At 54.3% G+C, this 15,483-nt stretch carries 19 protein-coding genes; 5 read left to right on the top strand and 14 right to left on the bottom strand.

The window, feature by feature from the left end; translation table 11 throughout:
• Window positions 1-17 precede the first annotated feature (17 nt).
• Genes AC0LWT_RS33200 through hrpB form a run of 3 tightly spaced genes read right to left on the bottom strand, consistent with a single transcriptional unit; the run spans window position 18 to window position 3,519 of the window.
• Window positions 18-272 carry a hypothetical protein gene (locus AC0LWT_RS33200; RefSeq protein ID WP_474685630.1) on the bottom strand — a complete coding sequence of 85 codons (255 nt, stop codon included), beginning with the start codon at window positions 270-272 and terminating at the stop codon, window positions 18-20.
• 17 nt (window positions 273-289) lie between these two features.
• Window positions 290-1,012: a lipase family protein gene (locus tag AC0LWT_RS33195; RefSeq protein WP_474685628.1), complete on the bottom strand. Its 723-nt coding sequence runs from the start codon at window positions 1,010-1,012 to the stop codon at window positions 290-292.
• Window positions 1,009-3,519, bottom strand: a complete 2,511-nt coding sequence (hrpB, locus tag AC0LWT_RS33190; protein ID WP_474685626.1) for an ATP-dependent helicase HrpB — start codon at window positions 3,517-3,519, stop codon at window positions 1,009-1,011. Before hrpB ends, AC0LWT_RS33195 begins: the two co-directional genes overlap by 4 nt.
• Window positions 3,520-3,653: 134 nt before the next feature.
• Here hrpB and AC0LWT_RS33185 point away from each other — a divergent pair, with 134 nt between their 5' ends.
• Both AC0LWT_RS33185 and AC0LWT_RS33180 read left to right on the top strand, forming a co-directional pair.
• Window positions 3,654-3,908, top strand: coding sequence for a DUF2533 family protein (locus AC0LWT_RS33185; protein ID WP_474685623.1), 255 nt, complete (start codon window positions 3,654-3,656; stop codon window positions 3,906-3,908).
• A 14-nt stretch (window positions 3,909-3,922) separates the two neighbouring features.
• Window positions 3,923-4,087, top strand: a complete 165-nt coding sequence (locus AC0LWT_RS33180; RefSeq protein WP_474685621.1) for a hypothetical protein — start codon at window positions 3,923-3,925, stop codon at window positions 4,085-4,087.
• A 129-nt stretch (window positions 4,088-4,216) separates the two neighbouring features.
• Here the strand turns inward: AC0LWT_RS33180 and AC0LWT_RS33175 are convergent, their stop codons facing one another.
• The 6 genes from AC0LWT_RS33175 to AC0LWT_RS33150 all read right to left on the bottom strand — a co-directional run bounded on the left by AC0LWT_RS33175 (window position 4,217) and on the right by AC0LWT_RS33150 (window position 8,254).
• Window positions 4,217-4,855, bottom strand: a complete 639-nt coding sequence (locus AC0LWT_RS33175) for an NUDIX hydrolase (RefSeq protein ID WP_474685620.1) — start codon at window positions 4,853-4,855, stop codon at window positions 4,217-4,219.
• Between the two features lie 29 nt (window positions 4,856-4,884).
• Window positions 4,885-5,568 carry an HAD family hydrolase gene (locus tag AC0LWT_RS33170; protein WP_474685618.1) on the bottom strand — a complete coding sequence of 228 codons (684 nt, stop codon included), beginning with the start codon at window positions 5,566-5,568 and terminating at the stop codon, window positions 4,885-4,887.
• Window positions 5,569-5,570: 2 nt separating this feature from the next.
• Window positions 5,571-5,828 carry a DUF2164 domain-containing protein gene (locus tag AC0LWT_RS33165; RefSeq protein ID WP_474685616.1) on the bottom strand — a complete coding sequence of 86 codons (258 nt, stop codon included), beginning with the start codon at window positions 5,826-5,828 and terminating at the stop codon, window positions 5,571-5,573.
• 156 nt (window positions 5,829-5,984) lie between these two features.
• A complete protein-coding gene (locus AC0LWT_RS33160; protein WP_474685614.1) occupies window positions 5,985-6,872 on the bottom strand; it encodes an aldo/keto reductase in 888 nt (295 codons plus the stop codon).
• Between the two features lie 13 nt (window positions 6,873-6,885).
• Entirely contained in the window at window positions 6,886-7,206 is a 321-nt protein-coding gene (locus AC0LWT_RS33155) for a Dabb family protein (RefSeq protein WP_474685612.1), read from the bottom strand.
• A gap of 112 nt (window positions 7,207-7,318) precedes the next feature.
• Window positions 7,319-8,254 carry a hypothetical protein gene (locus AC0LWT_RS33150; RefSeq protein WP_474685610.1) on the bottom strand — a complete coding sequence of 312 codons (936 nt, stop codon included), beginning with the start codon at window positions 8,252-8,254 and terminating at the stop codon, window positions 7,319-7,321.
• Window positions 8,255-8,392: 138 nt separating this feature from the next.
• On the opposite strand from AC0LWT_RS33150, the gene AC0LWT_RS33145 reads away from it, so the two are divergent.
• The 3 genes from AC0LWT_RS33145 (at window position 8,393) to AC0LWT_RS33135 (ending at window position 10,250) form a co-directional block, all read left to right on the top strand.
• A complete protein-coding gene (locus tag AC0LWT_RS33145; RefSeq protein WP_474685608.1) occupies window positions 8,393-8,569 on the top strand; it encodes a hypothetical protein in 177 nt (58 codons plus the stop codon).
• A gap of 98 nt (window positions 8,570-8,667) precedes the next feature.
• The gene (locus tag AC0LWT_RS33140; protein ID WP_474685605.1) at window positions 8,668-9,645 is read left to right on the top strand and encodes a YpdA family putative bacillithiol disulfide reductase; all 978 of its coding nucleotides are present in this window, start codon (window positions 8,668-8,670) and stop codon (window positions 9,643-9,645) included.
• Between the two features lie 305 nt (window positions 9,646-9,950).
• Window positions 9,951-10,250: a hypothetical protein gene (locus AC0LWT_RS33135; protein ID WP_474685604.1), complete on the top strand. Its 300-nt coding sequence runs from the start codon at window positions 9,951-9,953 to the stop codon at window positions 10,248-10,250.
• Between the two features lie 56 nt (window positions 10,251-10,306).
• Here AC0LWT_RS33135 and AC0LWT_RS33130 read toward each other — a convergent pair whose 3' ends face one another.
• The 5 genes from AC0LWT_RS33130 to AC0LWT_RS33110 all read right to left on the bottom strand — a co-directional run bounded on the left by AC0LWT_RS33130 (window position 10,307) and on the right by AC0LWT_RS33110 (window position 15,235).
• Entirely contained in the window at window positions 10,307-10,873 is a 567-nt protein-coding gene (locus AC0LWT_RS33130) for a DNA-3-methyladenine glycosylase I (protein ID WP_474685602.1), read from the bottom strand.
• A gap of 100 nt (window positions 10,874-10,973) precedes the next feature.
• Window positions 10,974-11,831 carry a patatin-like phospholipase family protein gene (locus tag AC0LWT_RS33125; protein ID WP_474685600.1) on the bottom strand — a complete coding sequence of 286 codons (858 nt, stop codon included), beginning with the start codon at window positions 11,829-11,831 and terminating at the stop codon, window positions 10,974-10,976.
• Window positions 11,832-11,908: 77 nt separating this feature from the next.
• Window positions 11,909-12,043 carry a hypothetical protein gene (locus tag AC0LWT_RS33120; protein WP_474685598.1) on the bottom strand — a complete coding sequence of 45 codons (135 nt, stop codon included), beginning with the start codon at window positions 12,041-12,043 and terminating at the stop codon, window positions 11,909-11,911.
• 76 nt (window positions 12,044-12,119) lie between these two features.
• A complete protein-coding gene (locus AC0LWT_RS33115) occupies window positions 12,120-13,706 on the bottom strand; it encodes a DUF3369 domain-containing protein (protein ID WP_474685596.1) in 1,587 nt (528 codons plus the stop codon).
• Entirely contained in the window at window positions 13,706-15,235 is a 1,530-nt protein-coding gene (locus AC0LWT_RS33110; protein ID WP_474685594.1) for a HAMP domain-containing sensor histidine kinase, read from the bottom strand. The genes AC0LWT_RS33115 and AC0LWT_RS33110 overlap by 1 nt, the downstream gene beginning before the upstream one ends.
• Window positions 15,236-15,483 lie beyond the last annotated feature (248 nt).

Genomic DNA, 15,483 nt, shown 5'->3' with positions numbered 1-15,483 from the left:
GTAGTCGCGATTCCATGCTAAGAAGATGCATTGGCAGCGTCAACAAGCTGATCGAACCACTCATCGTCTTCGAGCATTTCTTCCACAGCCGAAATATGTTCTTCACTGCCGGATTCGCCCTGAAAATGCAGCCCGTAGCCCCATTCTTTTCGATTGGTGCTGTACAGTGTAATCTCGTAAGGCAGCGGATGGCCTTCCACCCGAAAGGCAACTTGGCCGACGTACCCTTCCTCCTTGCTGTGACGCATACTTGCCCGCAAAATTTCAAACATGGACAACATCCTTTCCTCTATGTAAATTGATGCGGATATGTTTCGCAAAGCCATGACCAAATCGTGTGTGCCGTCTGCTGCAAATTGCTTTCCCCGTCCAGGACGAAAAGCGGATGGTCGCGAAAATAATCGGCATGACCGCCGGCAAGCCGAAGCGGCTTGACGAAAGCCGGCGCGTGCTTCCGGGGAGCCCAGCGCCAGCCGATGGCGCGGGCCGGGACCCACCCGCCCCACGTGCCGATCCGGGTCACCGGATCGGCGGCCCGGCCAGCCGTGCGGTCGCCGGCCGCGTATATATAAAGAACGCGCTGCCGCAAGTCCGCGGGGACGGCGCATTTGGGCGATCCGATCTGGATCACCCCGGCTATGCTCCGGCCCGCCCGCTCCAGGCGGGAGGCGGCGTGAACGGAGGCGACCCCGCCGCCGCTGTGTCCGATCAGAAGCAGCGGCTCATCGGGCGCCGAGTGCTCGCTTACGAAATCGCTCAAGCTTTTGCCTCCGTAAGCGGCGCTTTTTTGCCGGGCGCCATTCCAAAGATCGCTGGCGATTTCGTGCAGCTGCAGACGCCCTTTGCGGGACCAGTCCCCGTAAGGAAAAAAGACGCGCACCCGGCAGCTCCAACCCGACTGATGAAAACGGCCGGCAAGCTCCTCGGCGCATCCATGCAGGAAGTCCGGAGCGGTCGCATAACCGGCCGACAAATAAATCGAGATCCGTTTTGTCGCAGACCGGAATATCATGAGCGGGGTTTCGCCCTGTTCGTCGGCTGCGCGGCAAGCGGGTCGTCCGGCCAATAATGCTTCGGATAGCGTCCTTTCAAATCTTTTTTCACTTCAAAATAAGCGTTTTTCCAGAAGCTGGACAAATCCTTAGTCACCTGCACGGGCCGCTGCGCCGGCGAAAGCAGATGCAGCGTCAGCGCCACTTGCCCGCGGGCAATGCGCGGCGACTTCTCCAGTCCGAACAGCTCCTGGAGCCTGACCGACAAGGACGGCGCGCCGAGGTCGCTATAATCGACCGGAATACGGGAGCCGCTGGGTACCGTAATATGCGTAGGCGCCCATTCGTCAAGCTGCCTGCGCTGTTCCCAGGACAACATATCCTCCCAGATGGAGATAAGCTGCAGGCGCTGAAGATCGCTGCGACTTTTCAGCCCGTACAGATGCGGGCCGAGCCAGTCTTCCAGCGATTCCATCAGTGCGGGGTTGCTCAGATCGGGCCACGCGGCGTCAAACCGCTGCAAAAACATGACGCGCTGCTGAAACTGCCTCGCTGCGCGGGTCCAGGGAAGCATGTCCGTTTTTTCGCTTCTGATGCCGTGAAGCAGCGCTTTGAGCCGCTGTTCCGGTTCCGGCTCGTGGACAGGAGCTTCTTTGATCGTCAGCGCGCCGAGCCGGATGCGCTGCCTGGCTTTGACAGACTGGGAAGCGGAGTCCCAGAACACTTCCTGTTCCTTCTCCAACCGGTCGGCGAATGCGCCGGTCAACTCCTCTTCCGCCAGCGGAGCCGCCATATAGATGCGGCTCTCCGCGCCCTGATCGTCAAGCTCCGCGCAGGCGAGATAGCGCTCGTTCGAGAGCGCTTGAAGCTCGGTCAGCACGGCCCCGCGGCCGCTGCTGAGCAAAAAGCGCCCGGTCGACCGGAGCTGCGCGATCCGGTCGGGATAGGCGAATGCGAGCAGCAGCCCGCTCGCATCGGCCCTTTCCGCGCCGCTCGGGCGGATGCCGAGCTGGCGCTGCAGCGCCCTGGCCTCCGCCAGGATGCGGCGGGCCAGGGCCAAATCGAAGCCGCTTGCTTCGGCTTCGGCGTCCGTGCGCTGCTCCCTCCGGGCAGCGCTCCAAAGCGCCTCGATGCGGGTGCGCACATCCGCATCGCCGCCGCCGGCGCCGCGCAGGAAATCGCGCTCGCCGAGGATGGCCGCGAGCTCGCACGCCATTGCGCCGAGCCCGAGCGGCACGGCTTGCAGCACCATGTGCGCAAGCCTGGGGTGCAGCCCCAGCTCCGCGAGGCGTCGGCCGTGCGGCGTCAGGCTGCCGCCCTCGTGCAGCGCGCCCAGCTGCGCGAGCAGTTCCCGCGCCTGCCGGTACGCGGCGGCGGGAGGCGGGTCGAGCCAGCGCAGCTCGGCCGGCTCGGGCGCGCCCCAGGCCGCCAGCTCGAGCGCCAGCGGCGCGAGGTCCGCTTCGCGGATCTCGGGCGTGCCGCTCGGAGGCAGCTGGCGCTGCTCGTGCTCGGTCCACAGGCGGTAGCACACGCCCGGACCGAGCCTGCCTGCGCGGCCTCTGCGCTGGTCCGCCGAGGCTTGCGACACCGGCACCGTCACGAGCCGGGTCATGCCGGTGCGCGGCGAGAAGCGCGGCACGCGCATGAGGCCGGAGTCGATCACGACGGCGACGCCCTCGACCGTCAAGCTGGTCTCCGCGATCGCGGTCGCCAGCACCACTTTTCTGCGGCCCGGCCGGCACGGGGCGAGCGCCTTATCCTGCGCCTCCAAGGGCATATTGCCGTAAAGCGGCGCAATGTCTACGGTTTTGTCCGCCATTTGCGCGGCCAGCCCCGCTTGCACGCGGCGTATTTCCGCCGCTCCCGGCAAAAACACAAGGATGCTTCCTTCATGAGCCTGCAAAGCATGGATGACGCAGCGAACGACGTGCGGTTCGATGCTGCCTCCGACTTTGCCGCTTGCATAATGGGTTTCCACGGGAAACGCCCTGCCCTCGCTGTGAATGATGGGCGCATGATCCAGCATATCCGCCACAGGCTCGGCCTCGAGCGTCGCAGACATGACCAGGATGCGCAAATCTTCGCGCAGCAAGCTTTGCGACTGCCGGCTCAGCGCGAGTCCCAAATCCGCATGCAGGCTTCGTTCGTGGAACTCGTCGAAAATGACCGCTCCGATCCCTTCCAGCGCCGGATCGGCTTGCAGCATCCGCGTAAGCACGCCTTCCGTGATGACTTCAATGCGGGTCTGCGGCCCTACTTTCGTTTCCATTTTTACGCGGAATCCGACGGTTTGTCCGACTTGTTCGCCCAACTTGCCGGCCATATACCGGGCTGCCGCCCGCGCGGCGAGCCGGCGCGGCTCCAGCATGACGATTTTTTGCTCTCCGAGCCAAGGCTCGTTCAGAAGGGCGATAGGGACTTGCGTAGTCTTCCCGGCTCCCGGGGCCGCGATCAGCACGGCGCATGAGGAGGAGCGCAGCGCTTGTCTTAATTCCGGCAGTGCCGATTCGATGGGTAACGCTTGCATTCGTTTCACTCCGCTTTACTTAAGTTCGTACTTGTCGCCTTATTTTTACCGCTTTCACCGTTTTCATTGTTCCATGCGCCGGTCATCGTGTATACTGGATTAGACATATCCGTTCGTTAAAGGAGAAACAGAACATGAGTGTACATGAAGCGATAACCAGACATTCCACGAAACAGCATATGCATTTGGTCCAATTCGCCGCATTGGACGAGCAGCGCGAGCAGGCTATCGACGAGTGCGTCAAGCTGTGCAGGAACGGGCTCCCTTTTACGGTAGATCGCATCAACGCCATTACGGCGGCCATCGCTGCGCACGCCAAGCAGGGCATTTCCCCTCTGCGCTCATATGTAACCGAGCAAATGGTGCGCGATTACGCGAGCAAACTGTAAGGAGGAATTTTCGGGTGGGCGTACTAACTTTTATTTCCATGATTATTATCGGATCTGTGTTCAGCGCCGGACTGCTGCTGATGTTCAAACAAAAGAAAGCTGCCGGAGCTGCCGTCATGCTGCTTTCCGTCGTATGCTATGTCGCTTATGTTTACATCGCGCATGCTTACTTTGTCTAGGGACGACTCTCCGTCATCCACAAAGAACCGACTGCCGTTTGCGAGAGACGCAATCAACGGCGCGCCGAACCGATTCGGCCGCTTGTTTTCCGCGTCATATCGCCCGGCTGCTCCGGTTCTTTTTTTGCTCTATCCGGCCAGATTCATTTCCTTGATCGCGCGAAAAACCATCTCATAGTACGCCGCCGGATGCGGCACCAGAAGCTCGCGCTCGACGGTACGGCTGACCGGCTTCAGCTCGCCGCTCTCCGCCGGCACTACGCCTCTGGCAGCAATGGAATCGGACCGGCGATGAATCAGCGCTTCAAGCTCCGCGATGGAAACCGCGAACAGGCCGCTTACTTCCTCCGGCTGCAGCGTGTAGCTGTTCAAAGGCCGGTCGCACCTGTGAACGAACACATGGCAAAACTCCCGATCCGTCAGCTTTTCGGAAATATGATCTTCCTCGGCAAAAATACCGCAGGCGAGCAGCTCGTCAAATTCGGCCCGCAGCCCCAATTCTTCCTCCAGCTCCCGGATTCCGTCCTGCACCGTTTCTCCTGCGGCCAAATGCCCTGCGCACGAAATGTCCAGCAGATCCGGGAACAAGTCTTTATCCGGATGGCGAAGCTGCAGCAGCAGCTCCGGCGTATCCGTCTCGCAGCTGACGATCCAGCATTGAAATGTGCGGTGCCACAATCCTTTGGCATGCGCCTCGGAGCGCGGCGCAACGCCGAGCCAATTCATTTTTTCATCGTAGATGTCGAATAGTTCCTCTGCTTTGCCCACGGTTAGGTACGTCTCCCCTCTCCTGTATGTTACAGCTCCGACAGCAATTCCGGCAGTTCTTCATAGTGGCTGAAACATGCATCCCACGTGCGAGCGGACGGCTCCGGCTCATGCCCATTTCGTTTCCAGACCGCTTTCATGCCGGCACGACGGCTGGCCGCTACATCGTTCTCCAGATGATCGCCGACAAAATAGGCTTCCTCCGGCGACACGCCGAGCCGGCCGAGCGCTCTGGCAAATATGTCAACATCCGGCTTGCGGACGCCCTCGGATTCTGAAATCAATATAACATCCATCAGACGGTCGAGTCCAAGCGCGCGGATACCCCGGCTTTGCAGCAGTTCCTTGCCGTTGGTGACGATGCCCAGTTTGATGCCCTGCTCCTTGAATCGGTGCAAAACTTCCAGCGCTCCCTCATACGGTCTGGCGTGGAGGCTGAAATGATCCAAATAATCTTGAAGCAGCGCTTCCCAGCCGATGCCTCCGATGGCGAAGCGCGCTATGAGCTTTTGATACACCGTATCTTTCCACACGTAGCCGTGTTCGTCCAGTTCGATAAATGCATCCGCAAACGGATCTTTGGGGACATGAGGCATTTGCGGCCGCCAACGGTCATACTGATCGCTGACGAAATACCGCAAAGAGGTATCGCGATCGAGCAGCGTTCCGTCCAGATCGAACAGCACCGCTTTGATTCCCGCCGGTACCCTCATGTTCAGCTTCTGCGCTGCGGCGAAGCTTTGCGCATCGCGTAAAGCTCGTCTTCCAGCGAAGCCATTTTTTCCAGCAGCGTTTTTCTTGCGTCTTCCAATGCCAGATTATAAACCGGCACGGCAAGCTGCTGCAGCATCGTATCCACCAATTGTTCGGAGCCCATTCGGCCGAGAGTGATGCCATGATCCATCTCCAGGTGAGCTTGCAGGGCATCGATAAGAACTTCTTTTTCTTCTTTTGGCAGCTTGATCGGTATCATAATGGATATGGATTCTCCCTCCGCTATTTCATAATTTATAGTATACCATGATTATCCACGCGCACCTCACCTTGTTTTTGACGAAAAAAAACGGGCTGCCCCCAAGCAGCATGTACTGCCTGGGAATCAGCCCTTTTCAGGGAAGATCCGCGAGGTTTATGCGATCGACGTCGGAGCCCCGAAAGGCGAAGCGTAGTCGGGAATCGCACTCAAAATTTGCTCAGCCTCGCCGGAGCTCATCGCCCGGTCCGAATCGAAGCGTTCGACGGCTGCGACGATTTTGGGGAACAGGTGGATATCTCCTGCGCTCGCGAAACCTGCAATCGCCGAAAAAGAAAGGACGAAATGCACGCACGCATCGATAATTTCCTGCTGATCGAAAGGTTCGTACCAAGTCGAATAGGAGCGGCTCTGCTCTTCGGCCCACGGACCTTTGGCTATCGCCTTGATCGCTCTGACCGCAGCGCCGGACGCATTCGCTTGTTCCAGAAACTGCTCAAAATCGTCCCTGTACGCCTCGCGGGAATACAAATGATAGTTGAGCGGAAGCAGCACCGTATCGAACGGAAAGCGCTTAAGCGCTTCGGTATGCGTCGCAGGCGCCTGATGACCGTGGCCGGTAATGCCGATCGCTTTGACGATCCCGGCTTCTTTGGCTTCGATGAGCGCTTCCAGCGCGCCGCCCTTTTGCGTGCAGGCATCCAGCTCTTTCAAATCGCCGACCGCGTGCAGTTGGATCAAATCTATCGTATCCGTCTGCAATCTTTCCAGTGAGCGGTAAATTTCCGCTTTCGCCTTCTCTTTCGTCCGTTCGCCGGTTTTTGTGGCCAGAAAAATATCGCCGCGAATGCGGGGCATCCAGGGGCCCAGACGCAGCTCCGCATCCCCGTAGCTCGCCGCCGTATCGAAATGATTCACCCCATGCTCCAGCGCATGCGAGATCGACGAATCCGCTTCTTCCTGCGTCACTTGACCGAGTTTCGCTGCCCCGAACATCAATACGGAGCTTTCGATTCCGAGCCGTCCGATAGTTCGATTGAGCATCGCGCCCCACTCCTCAACCGTTTAATTTTTCGTAATATTGGAAATCGATTTCCTGAAAACGGCTAACTTCCTTCAGCCAGCGTTCCGCCACATAAGTTTGATGCACAGGGTGGACATTATAGGCGTCATATGCGGCCTGATCGGCGAATACCATCGAAAATCCGTAGTCGTAATCGTTTTTTGCGCTCACCTGGCGGAAAACTTCGAACTGCTCCACTCCCGGAATCGGCGCCAACTGCGCTGCGCTCTCTTTGAGGAACGCTTCGGCTTCAGGGTTGTCTTTGCCCGCATGCAAACTAAAAGTCACCATATGTTTAATGCTCGTACGGCTCATGCTACATCTTCTCCTTCCAAAATTCACGATATTGTTTATTATAGCGCATACCCGAATCGTACATAAGAGCTATAAAAAGCTTCATTAACTTACCCGGAGGTAACTGCCCCGGTTAATTTGCGATCAATTCCTCATACCGCCTGACAGCTTCGGCCAACGCGCTCTCGGTTTTTAGGCGCTCCCGCTCCAATGCGCGCAAAATGCCGTTGACCGCATCCAGCTTCTCCTCTACCTGCGATAACGTGTCCTGAATTTTGTCTTGAACGAGCCAGTCGCTTACAAGGCCGTCGAAAAAGTAATCGGCAAACCGCAGAAATCCGCTGATCCCGATATCTATGTCGAGCGATAGCTCTACGTCCTTCAGTTCTTTCGCCAAATTGCCCAAGCTCGTCCGGGCACTTTGAATGTGCTCCATCGCCTCGTCGATTTTTTCGTTTTTAATATGCGTGGTTAGAAGCCCTCCGCCGATCATGTCAAATACGCCCCAACTTTTTGCCGAGCGGAGCGTTTCCAGCGCGTTTTGTAAATGTCCGGCAACGATACTTCCGGCTCCTTCGGCTTCTTTGAGCTCCCCGGAACGATGCCTGAGCTGGGCTTGTTGTTCGGTCAGAAGGCGAAGCTTATTACTTTTATGCGAATCCGTCAAAAAAATGTGCCGCTCGATATCCTTTGTGAGCTTTTCCACCTCCAAATCCCAAAATCTTACCGCGTCCAGCTTGAGCTTAAGCTCGTCGATATGCTGTTGAATGAGATCTCGCTCGCGTACGGCCTCGTCGTACTTCAGCTTCGCTTCCAATCTCTTTTGTTGTTCCGCCGTCGGCTGCGCTTCTTTTTTATGAAACACCCTGTACAAAAAGCCGATAAAAGAGTGCTTTTTCAGCTTGTCGACACCGTCCTGCTCTTTTCTCAGCCACTCTTCCCATGTGCAAACCCGGTATATTTCCTCTGCAAGCTGCCGTTCCAGGGCAGCCATTCGTTCTTGCCAAATGCGCTGCATGCGGCCTTTTTCTTTTGCAGCGGTTAATTGACCGGTGAGCTCTTGGATCATGGCGGACCATCCTCCCGTACTTCGCTATATCTTTTTAGACGGTGGCAGCCCGGCGAAGTTTCATCCTTTTGCATAAAATTCGGCTTCCCGGCGCACGTTAATTTTGTACCATATTTTGCATGGAAAGGAAATTCGATCATGGAAAACAAAATACATACGGGCAACTACACCGGCACAGCGAACATGAAGGCGGAAAATCAGGATCTGGAATTCGTCAACGACACTTTGGAAAACGCCAAAAACACGACGCCGGTCAATATCGCCAAAGACGATATCAGCGAAGAGCGGGAAGACAGGACCTTAAACCAGTCCTGATTTCGGCCCGGAGGCCGTGCGATTGCGAATCAACCTTGGCATCTTTCCTCTACTTGCGGTAGTATGAGAAGAGAAAATGAACCAAGGAGGATTTTGTCGTGGAACAAGTTATTGTCATCGGAGCGGGTCCGTGCGGGTTGTCGGCAGCTGTTGCCTTACAGCGCGCAGGCCTCTCTCCATTACTCATAGAAAAAAGTTCGATCGTGCACTCCATTTATTTATACCCGACCTATTTGCAATTTTTCAGCACTCCCGAGCTGCTCGAGATCGGCGGCTATCCGTTTGTCACGCCTCACGAGAAGCCTTACCGCCAGGAAGCTCTCGTCTATTACAGGGAAGTCGCCCGGCGCGAGCAGCTGCGCATCCGGTCCTATGAAGAGGTCGTCTCCATCGAACGGTCGGAGAGCGGATTCAGCGTACATACGGAAAACCGCGCAGGCCAAAAATCGTCCTACACGGCCCGCTTCGTCGTTGTCGCGACAGGCTACTTCGACGCTCCGAACATGCTTGGCATCCCCGGCGAGGAGCTTTGGAAAGTGACGCATTACTACAAAGAAGCGCACCCCTATACGGGGACAAAAGTGGCTATCATCGGCGGGAACAACTCCGCCGTGGACGCGGCCATGGACCTGCTGCGCGTCGGAGCGGAAGTAACCGTCGTTTACCGCGGAAGCCAGTTTTCGGCCAACATTAAGCCGTGGGTCAGACCGATTTTCGAAAGCATGGTGAATAAAGGGCGCGTCAAAATGTGGTTCGATTCCCAGGTAGAGCGGATTGAGGAACAGCTCGTTCATGTCCGGCGCGGCGGCGAGCTCGTCCAACTGGACAACGACTTCGTTCTGGCGCTGACCGGCTTCCGTCCGGACCGTAAGCTTCTCACCGGACTTGGCGTCCGTTTCCATGAAGAAACGGGCGCCCCGCTGATCGACCCGGAAACGATGCAGACGAACATCCAAGGCTTATACGTAGCCGGGGTCGTCGCTTCCTCCAAGTACGATGCCAACGAAATCTTCATTGAAACCGGCAGAATGCACGGAATTGCCATTACCGAACACATCAAGTCGCAGCCGGTTTGATGCCCGCCAAAGAACAAGCAAGCCCCGCCCGGAGCTTGCTTGTTCTTTTGTTTTATTTGGATTTCTTTTTTGCCGCCGATCTGCCCTGCTTCCCGTTTTGCCCTGAAACAGCCTCCGCCTCTTGCGTGCCGTCAGCTTTTTTATTGGCCATAGTGCGCTTCCCTCCCGCTTTCATTGTGCCCGCGAAAATAGTATGAATTTTTATTAAAATTTTCATGCAAAACTCTTCCATTACGAACGAATGTTTGGTATATTATAGATATACAAACAAATGTTCTATTTGAGTGAAGGAGGTTGTTTACACGATGAATACAAGTCACAATTTCCGTTTTATTGAGCGAGACTATTGGTACCATAAGGCATTGTGTAACAGCGATAGCCTTCTGCCCGCTCAAATCGATGAAATGCTGGACGAAGACAGCCATTACTACTGCGACTACACGTTCAAGTTTTATGATGACGGCTCCGTTACGATCATTGACAACGATACGAACACATTGGTCAAGCCGCGCGAATTAACCGGAGCGGTGTACGATTTTTATATCCGCAAACGAATCCATCTCATCAAAGCCAACCTTTTGGAAAAACAGCTCCAGTATGCATAATACAACAAAAGCGTGCTGCCCATTGACGAATGTCAGATGGAAGCAGCACGCTTCTGTCATGCCCGATTGCCGTTGTACCGGAAACAAGCTCTCGTATGATCGTTAACCATTCCTGTCGCTTGCATGAATGCATAGCAAATCGTGGAGCCTACGAATTTGAAGCCTCGCTTTTTCAAATCCTTGCTCATGGCATCGGATTGAGCCGTCGAGGCAGGAACGCTGCGCAGGTCGTCCCAGTGATGGATGACCGGTTCTCCGCCTACGAACCCCCATATGTAGCGGTCGAAGCTTCCGAACTCCTGCTGCACCTTCAGGAACGATTTCGCATTCTGCACCACCGCCGCAATTTTCAGCCGATTGCGCACGATTCCGGCGTTCTGCATCAGCGATTCGAGCTTTGCGTCGTCATACCCGGCAATGCGTTCCGCATCGAATTGATCGAAAGCTTCGAGGTAATGCCCGCGCTTTTTCAAAATCGTATACCAGCTTAACCCGGCCTGAGCGCCTTCCAGATTCAACATTTCGAACAGCTTGCGATCGTCATGAACAGGGACTCCCCACTCGTGATCGTGGTAATCGATATACAACGGATCTTCATTTACCCAACCGCATCTTATCACCATCGCTGCCGCCAGCTCCCTTTTCAAAAAAATACGAACATTAGTTCTTAAACCATTATATCGGCAGCTTGGCAAAAAGTCCAGTTTGGCTCCGTTTATATTTTTATTTTTCCGATTCGATCCAAGCCTTGATCCGTCCGCTTTCTCTTTGGGCATCCGTGTAGCCCAGCTCGTAGAGTTCTTCCAGCTTGCCTGCATCTTTCTCCATGCGGCCAACCCGGACAGTTGAAGATGGGCGAATCACGATGGCATGTCCCTCCCGCTCCAAGCGTTCGATCGTATCCAGGGTGCGGTTATAAATCTCGCTTCGGTTCACGAGGACGTCTATGAGACCGCGGTAGCGCGGATAGAAGCTTTTGGCGAGCCATTTTTGCTTGAACGGACTTTTGCGGTAACCCTGCTCCTTCGTTAAAACGATAATATGCTTGCTGTTGCCATCGGCCAGCGACTTTTGAATCGGGATCGGATCGACAAGCCCGCCGTCAAACAAAACTTTCCCGTTATAATGAATCGGCGTGGACACGAAGGGGAGACTGCTGGATGCTTGAACGATAGGCATCGTATCCTTCATCAGCTCATGCTTCGTATAATACACGGGCTTGCCCGTATGTGCGTCCGTCGTCCCGATGACCAGCTGCTGCGGCGACGCGTAGAACGCATCGTAATCGAACGGCTCCAAACGGTTAGGCAATTCTTTGAAAATAAAATCCATGCCGAATATGCTTTTATGCCGGAATAAATTGCGGTAACTCAAATATCGGGGATCGGCGATATATCCGATCGTCACTTTTTTATTGCGACCGCGCTGTCGGGAGATGTATGAAACGGCGTTGCATGCGCCCGCCGATACGCCTGCAATGTATGGGAAATACCAATCTTGCTTCATAAAATATTCCAAGACCCCCGCGGTGTAGACACCTCTCATCCCGCCGCCTTCCAGTACGAGTCCGATTCCTTCCAAAACGGCACCTTCTTTCAATCCCTTTTTAAAAATGCCCCCTGATCTTCGCTAAGATCAAGGGGCGCATTGTGCGGGACTTATTGTTCGTTCTTGCTGATGTTATTCAAGCTCGGCACATAATCGTCCGCCTTTTTTGCCGTCAAGTTCGTCATTTCTTCCGTGAAATTAGCTTTATTTTGCTGATTTTCCTTTTTATCCGCCCGTTTGGACACCCTGCTCACCTCCCGCACGTTTTGCTTAGTATGGGGGTTCGCGCCGCTTTTTATGCCCGGTCGGGCTCCTTCAGGCTTATGCGTAAGACTCCTTGATCGCCAAAAACTCATCGAGATTGTCCAAAAACAAATCTACAATAACCGGATCAAAATGCCTGCCGCGCTCCTGCTGCAGCAGCTCCAGCACCCGGTCGAGCTCCCACGCTTTCTTGTACACGCGGTCGCTGCACAAAGCGTCAAATACGTCGGCCAGCGCGGTAATCCTGCCGTAAATATGGATCTCTTCCCCCCGCAATCCCTGCGGATAGCCCGTTCCGTCGTACTTCTCGTGATGCTCTTTGGCGATGACCGCAGCCGCATGCAGCACCTGCTTGTTCGAATGCTTGAGCATTTCGTACCCGAGGTCGGAGTGCGTTTTCATGACGCCGAACTCTTCCTCTGTTAAGCGGCCCGGCTTATTCAAAATCGCATCGGGAATCCCGACCTTCCCGACGTCGTGCATGGGCGAAGCGAGACGGATGATTTCGGCTTCCTGCTCGGAAAGCCCGTACTTCAGCGCCAGCAGGTGCGAATATTCGGCAACGCGCTTCACATGATAGCCTGTTTCCTGCGACCGCGTTTCCGTAATCTCGCCCATCGTGTAAATGATTTCCTGCTGCGTGCTCTCCAATTCCTCGTTCAAATATATATTTTCAAAGGCGACCGAAACATTCGCGCAGTAAATATCGATCAGGTAATGTTCCCATTCGCTGAGCGACTTGAATCCGTTCATAAAAATAACGTTTTCCATCCCCATCTTGCTTTGAAAGTAAATGACGAAATGTTCGGGGGCAAACCGGCTTTTTTTCGAGCGAAACGCCTCTTCGATTTCCCGCATCACATCGGCCGGAACGACGTCCCTGGCTCTCTTGTCGCTGCTGGATGCGTAATCTCCGCTGGCAGCCAAAACATAAATGTCCTCGACGCCCCTCGTCACGGCGAAGCTGCAGTGAATCGCATTTTTATGCAAATTGACGATGGAAGTCAATTGAGTCAGCACGCCGGAGGCGAACTTTTTCATCGATTGCAGCTCGAACAGCGTAGAGGCGGATTTGATAATTTCCTCCAGGCCATTTCGGCTTTTTTCAATCGTTTTAATATCGCGGTAGGAACGCAGCGAGGCTATGACCGTCGTGAACAGCTTTTGTGCCGTAAGTTCCGTTTTCTCCTTGTAATCATTGATGTCGTATTCCGTAATGACGGTTTTTTCCGGCGCCTGGCCCGGCTGCCCCGTCCGTAAAATAATGCGGATCGAGCTGTTCTTGAGCTCCTCGCGAATAAATTTGACGATTTGCAGTCCGGCTTCGTCATGTTCCATGACCACATCCAATAAAATCAATGCGGCGTTCGGCTGTTCGCGCAGAAGCTGCCTGGCCTCGGAACCCGAGTAGGCGCAGTGGAATTCCAGCTTTTTGCCGTCAAACTCAAAATCCTGCAGCACCATCTTGGTGACCTGGTGAATTTGCTGCTCGTCATCGACGATCAGGACGACCCACGCTTCTTTGTCGTGGTTTTCTTTCGTATTGGAATCCATGTCTTCTTCCGCTGCGAATAAGAGCTGGTCGTCTTGATCGTCCGCAAACAGCGCTTCATCCGTCTGAATAATTGGATCTTTCGGCTTCATTATAGGGATTCCTCCTCTTTCGGAATTTCGATATGGAACAAGCTTCCTTGTCCCAGCGTACTGGAACAGCTCATCGTTCCGCCTAACGTTTGGGTAACCAAATTATACACAATGTTCATGCCGAGGCCTGTCCCGCCCTTCCCGCGGCTCGTCGTAAAAAACGGATCGAAAATATGCGCAAGCACCTCCTGCGTCATGCCTTTGCCATCGTCCGTATAAACCAGATGGACGCTATCTTCGCTCGTCATAACGCGAAAATGCAAGTTGCCTTCCTCCTCCGGGGCAAACGCGTGGTTCAAAGAATTCATGACCAGATTGGTCATAATTTGCGACAAAGCTCCGGGATAGCTGTACAGGACAAGCTGTTCGTCACACTCGATATGGACGCGCAGCCGCGTTTTTTTCAAAGAAGGCTTCAGGCTGACTACGACACCCTCCAAATACTCGCGAAGATGGAACGAACGTTTGACTTCCACGCTTTGATCCACGGATATTTGCTTGAAACTCCGAATCAGCGCAGACGCGCGCTCCAGATTGGACTGCACCATACCGTTCGTTTCTTCGACAACCGTCAAAAATTGTTCGAGATCCGATTTCTTCATTTTGCCTGTTTGATACAACTGCTGAAAATGCTTCGTTTTTTCATCCAAATAGGAGACCGCCGTCACCCCTATGCCGATCGGCGTGTTGATTTCATGGGAAACGCCGGCAACGAGGCCGCCGAGAGCGCTCATTTTTTCCGATTGAACGAGCTTATCCTGTGTCTGTTTGAGTCTGTGGAGCGCTTGCTGCAGCTCCTGATACCGCTCATCGAGAATGTTCACCATCTCATTGAACGCGTCCGAGACATCCTCGATTTCGGGAGAAGCCTGAAACTCCAGCTTCGGCAGCTTGCCCCCCTGCTTGACCCAGTTGGCGGCTTCGCGCAGCTTGATGAGCGGGATAATAACCATTTTCCGTAAAATCAGCCATAAAATCACCGAAAGCAGCAAGGCGATGCTGGCGCCGACAACCAAAATAAGCCTTGTACGGGTATTCAGCAGCGCAGTTTCTTCCGTCGAATCGAAAATAACTTCCACGGCGCCGACCATCGTCCCGCCTTCCTCCAAGGGAGCTGTCAACCGTACGACGGGCTTATCGTTCTCTTCCATAGGCGCGCGGTCGATAATCGAATGGCTCAGCGGATACTTCATTTGGGAAGGTGAAAATTGTTTGCCGATTTCTTCGTGCTGGGAAGAGGCCAAAATAAGGCCTTCCATGTTGTAAAGCTTCAGCTCCAAAACGCGATTGTTCTTGATCTGTATGTAATCAATCATTTGCTGGACATCGCCGATCGAACGCCCTTCTTCATACCTCGCGTTGATTGCAATGGCGATTCCGTTAATTTGGCTGACGTAAGCCTCCCTGATCGATTTGTTCAGGCTGACGGTGTCGACGGCCATCATTAACGAAAGCATGACTACCGTGACTCCAGTAAGCATGAACACAATTCTTTTCTGCAGGCTGAGCCGTTTTTTTTCTGTCGACATCGTTCAGACTCCTCTGTTTTCGCTTGCCACAAAATACCATTCTCAAAGAGCGCATGCCTCTAGCTTATAAAACTAGCAATCCGTTTGTCTACTTTTATTTACCGCGCATGTAAAGGAAAAACAGTTGAATAATTTTTCTGTTCGGAATTTTCAGACAAATGATGTCGAAAAAGTAGAAGTGCTATCATTTTTTGCGCTTGCCCAGGAAATAAAAACAATTTCCTCGTACGGGAATGATTTCCCGGGGT

It is taken from the genome of Paenibacillus sp. sgz302164 (assembly GCF_056120505.1).
The sequence above is the reverse complement of the archived record's forward strand: the minus strand, read 5'-3'. Positions and strand labels throughout refer to the sequence as shown.

Bases quoted from the DNA above. Each gene is read 5' to 3' on its own strand.
- AC0LWT_RS33150 (WP_474685610.1), bottom strand. From the start codon at position 8,254: ATGATCCAAGAGCTCACCGGTCAATTAACCGCTGCAAAAGAAAAAGGC.
- AC0LWT_RS33130 (WP_474685602.1), bottom strand. From the start codon at position 10,873: ATGGTGATAAGATGCGGTTGGGTAAATGAAGATCCGTTGTATATCGAT.
- AC0LWT_RS33155 (WP_474685612.1), bottom strand. From the start codon at position 7,206: ATGAGCCGTACGAGCATTAAACATATGGTGACTTTTAGTTTGCATGCG.
- AC0LWT_RS33185 (WP_474685623.1), top strand. From the start codon at position 3,654: ATGAGTGTACATGAAGCGATAACCAGACATTCCACGAAACAGCATATG.
- AC0LWT_RS33165 (WP_474685616.1), bottom strand. From the start codon at position 5,828: ATGATACCGATCAAGCTGCCAAAAGAAGAAAAAGAAGTTCTTATCGAT.
- AC0LWT_RS33170 (WP_474685618.1), bottom strand. From the start codon at position 5,568: ATGAGGGTACCGGCGGGAATCAAAGCGGTGCTGTTCGATCTGGACGGA.
- AC0LWT_RS33195 (WP_474685628.1), bottom strand. From the start codon at position 1,012: ATGATATTCCGGTCTGCGACAAAACGGATCTCGATTTATTTGTCGGCC.
- AC0LWT_RS33115 (WP_474685596.1), bottom strand. From the start codon at position 13,706: ATGAAGCCGAAAGATCCAATTATTCAGACGGATGAAGCGCTGTTTGCG.
- AC0LWT_RS33135 (WP_474685604.1), top strand. From the start codon at position 9,951: ATGAATACAAGTCACAATTTCCGTTTTATTGAGCGAGACTATTGGTAC.
- AC0LWT_RS33200 (WP_474685630.1), bottom strand. From the start codon at position 272: ATGTTTGAAATTTTGCGGGCAAGTATGCGTCACAGCAAGGAGGAAGGG.
- AC0LWT_RS33160 (WP_474685614.1), bottom strand. From the start codon at position 6,872: ATGCTCAATCGAACTATCGGACGGCTCGGAATCGAAAGCTCCGTATTG.
- AC0LWT_RS33145 (WP_474685608.1), top strand. From the start codon at position 8,393: ATGGAAAACAAAATACATACGGGCAACTACACCGGCACAGCGAACATG.
- hrpB (WP_474685626.1), bottom strand. From the start codon at position 3,519: ATGCAAGCGTTACCCATCGAATCGGCACTGCCGGAATTAAGACAAGCG.
- AC0LWT_RS33110 (WP_474685594.1), bottom strand. From the start codon at position 15,235: ATGTCGACAGAAAAAAAACGGCTCAGCCTGCAGAAAAGAATTGTGTTC.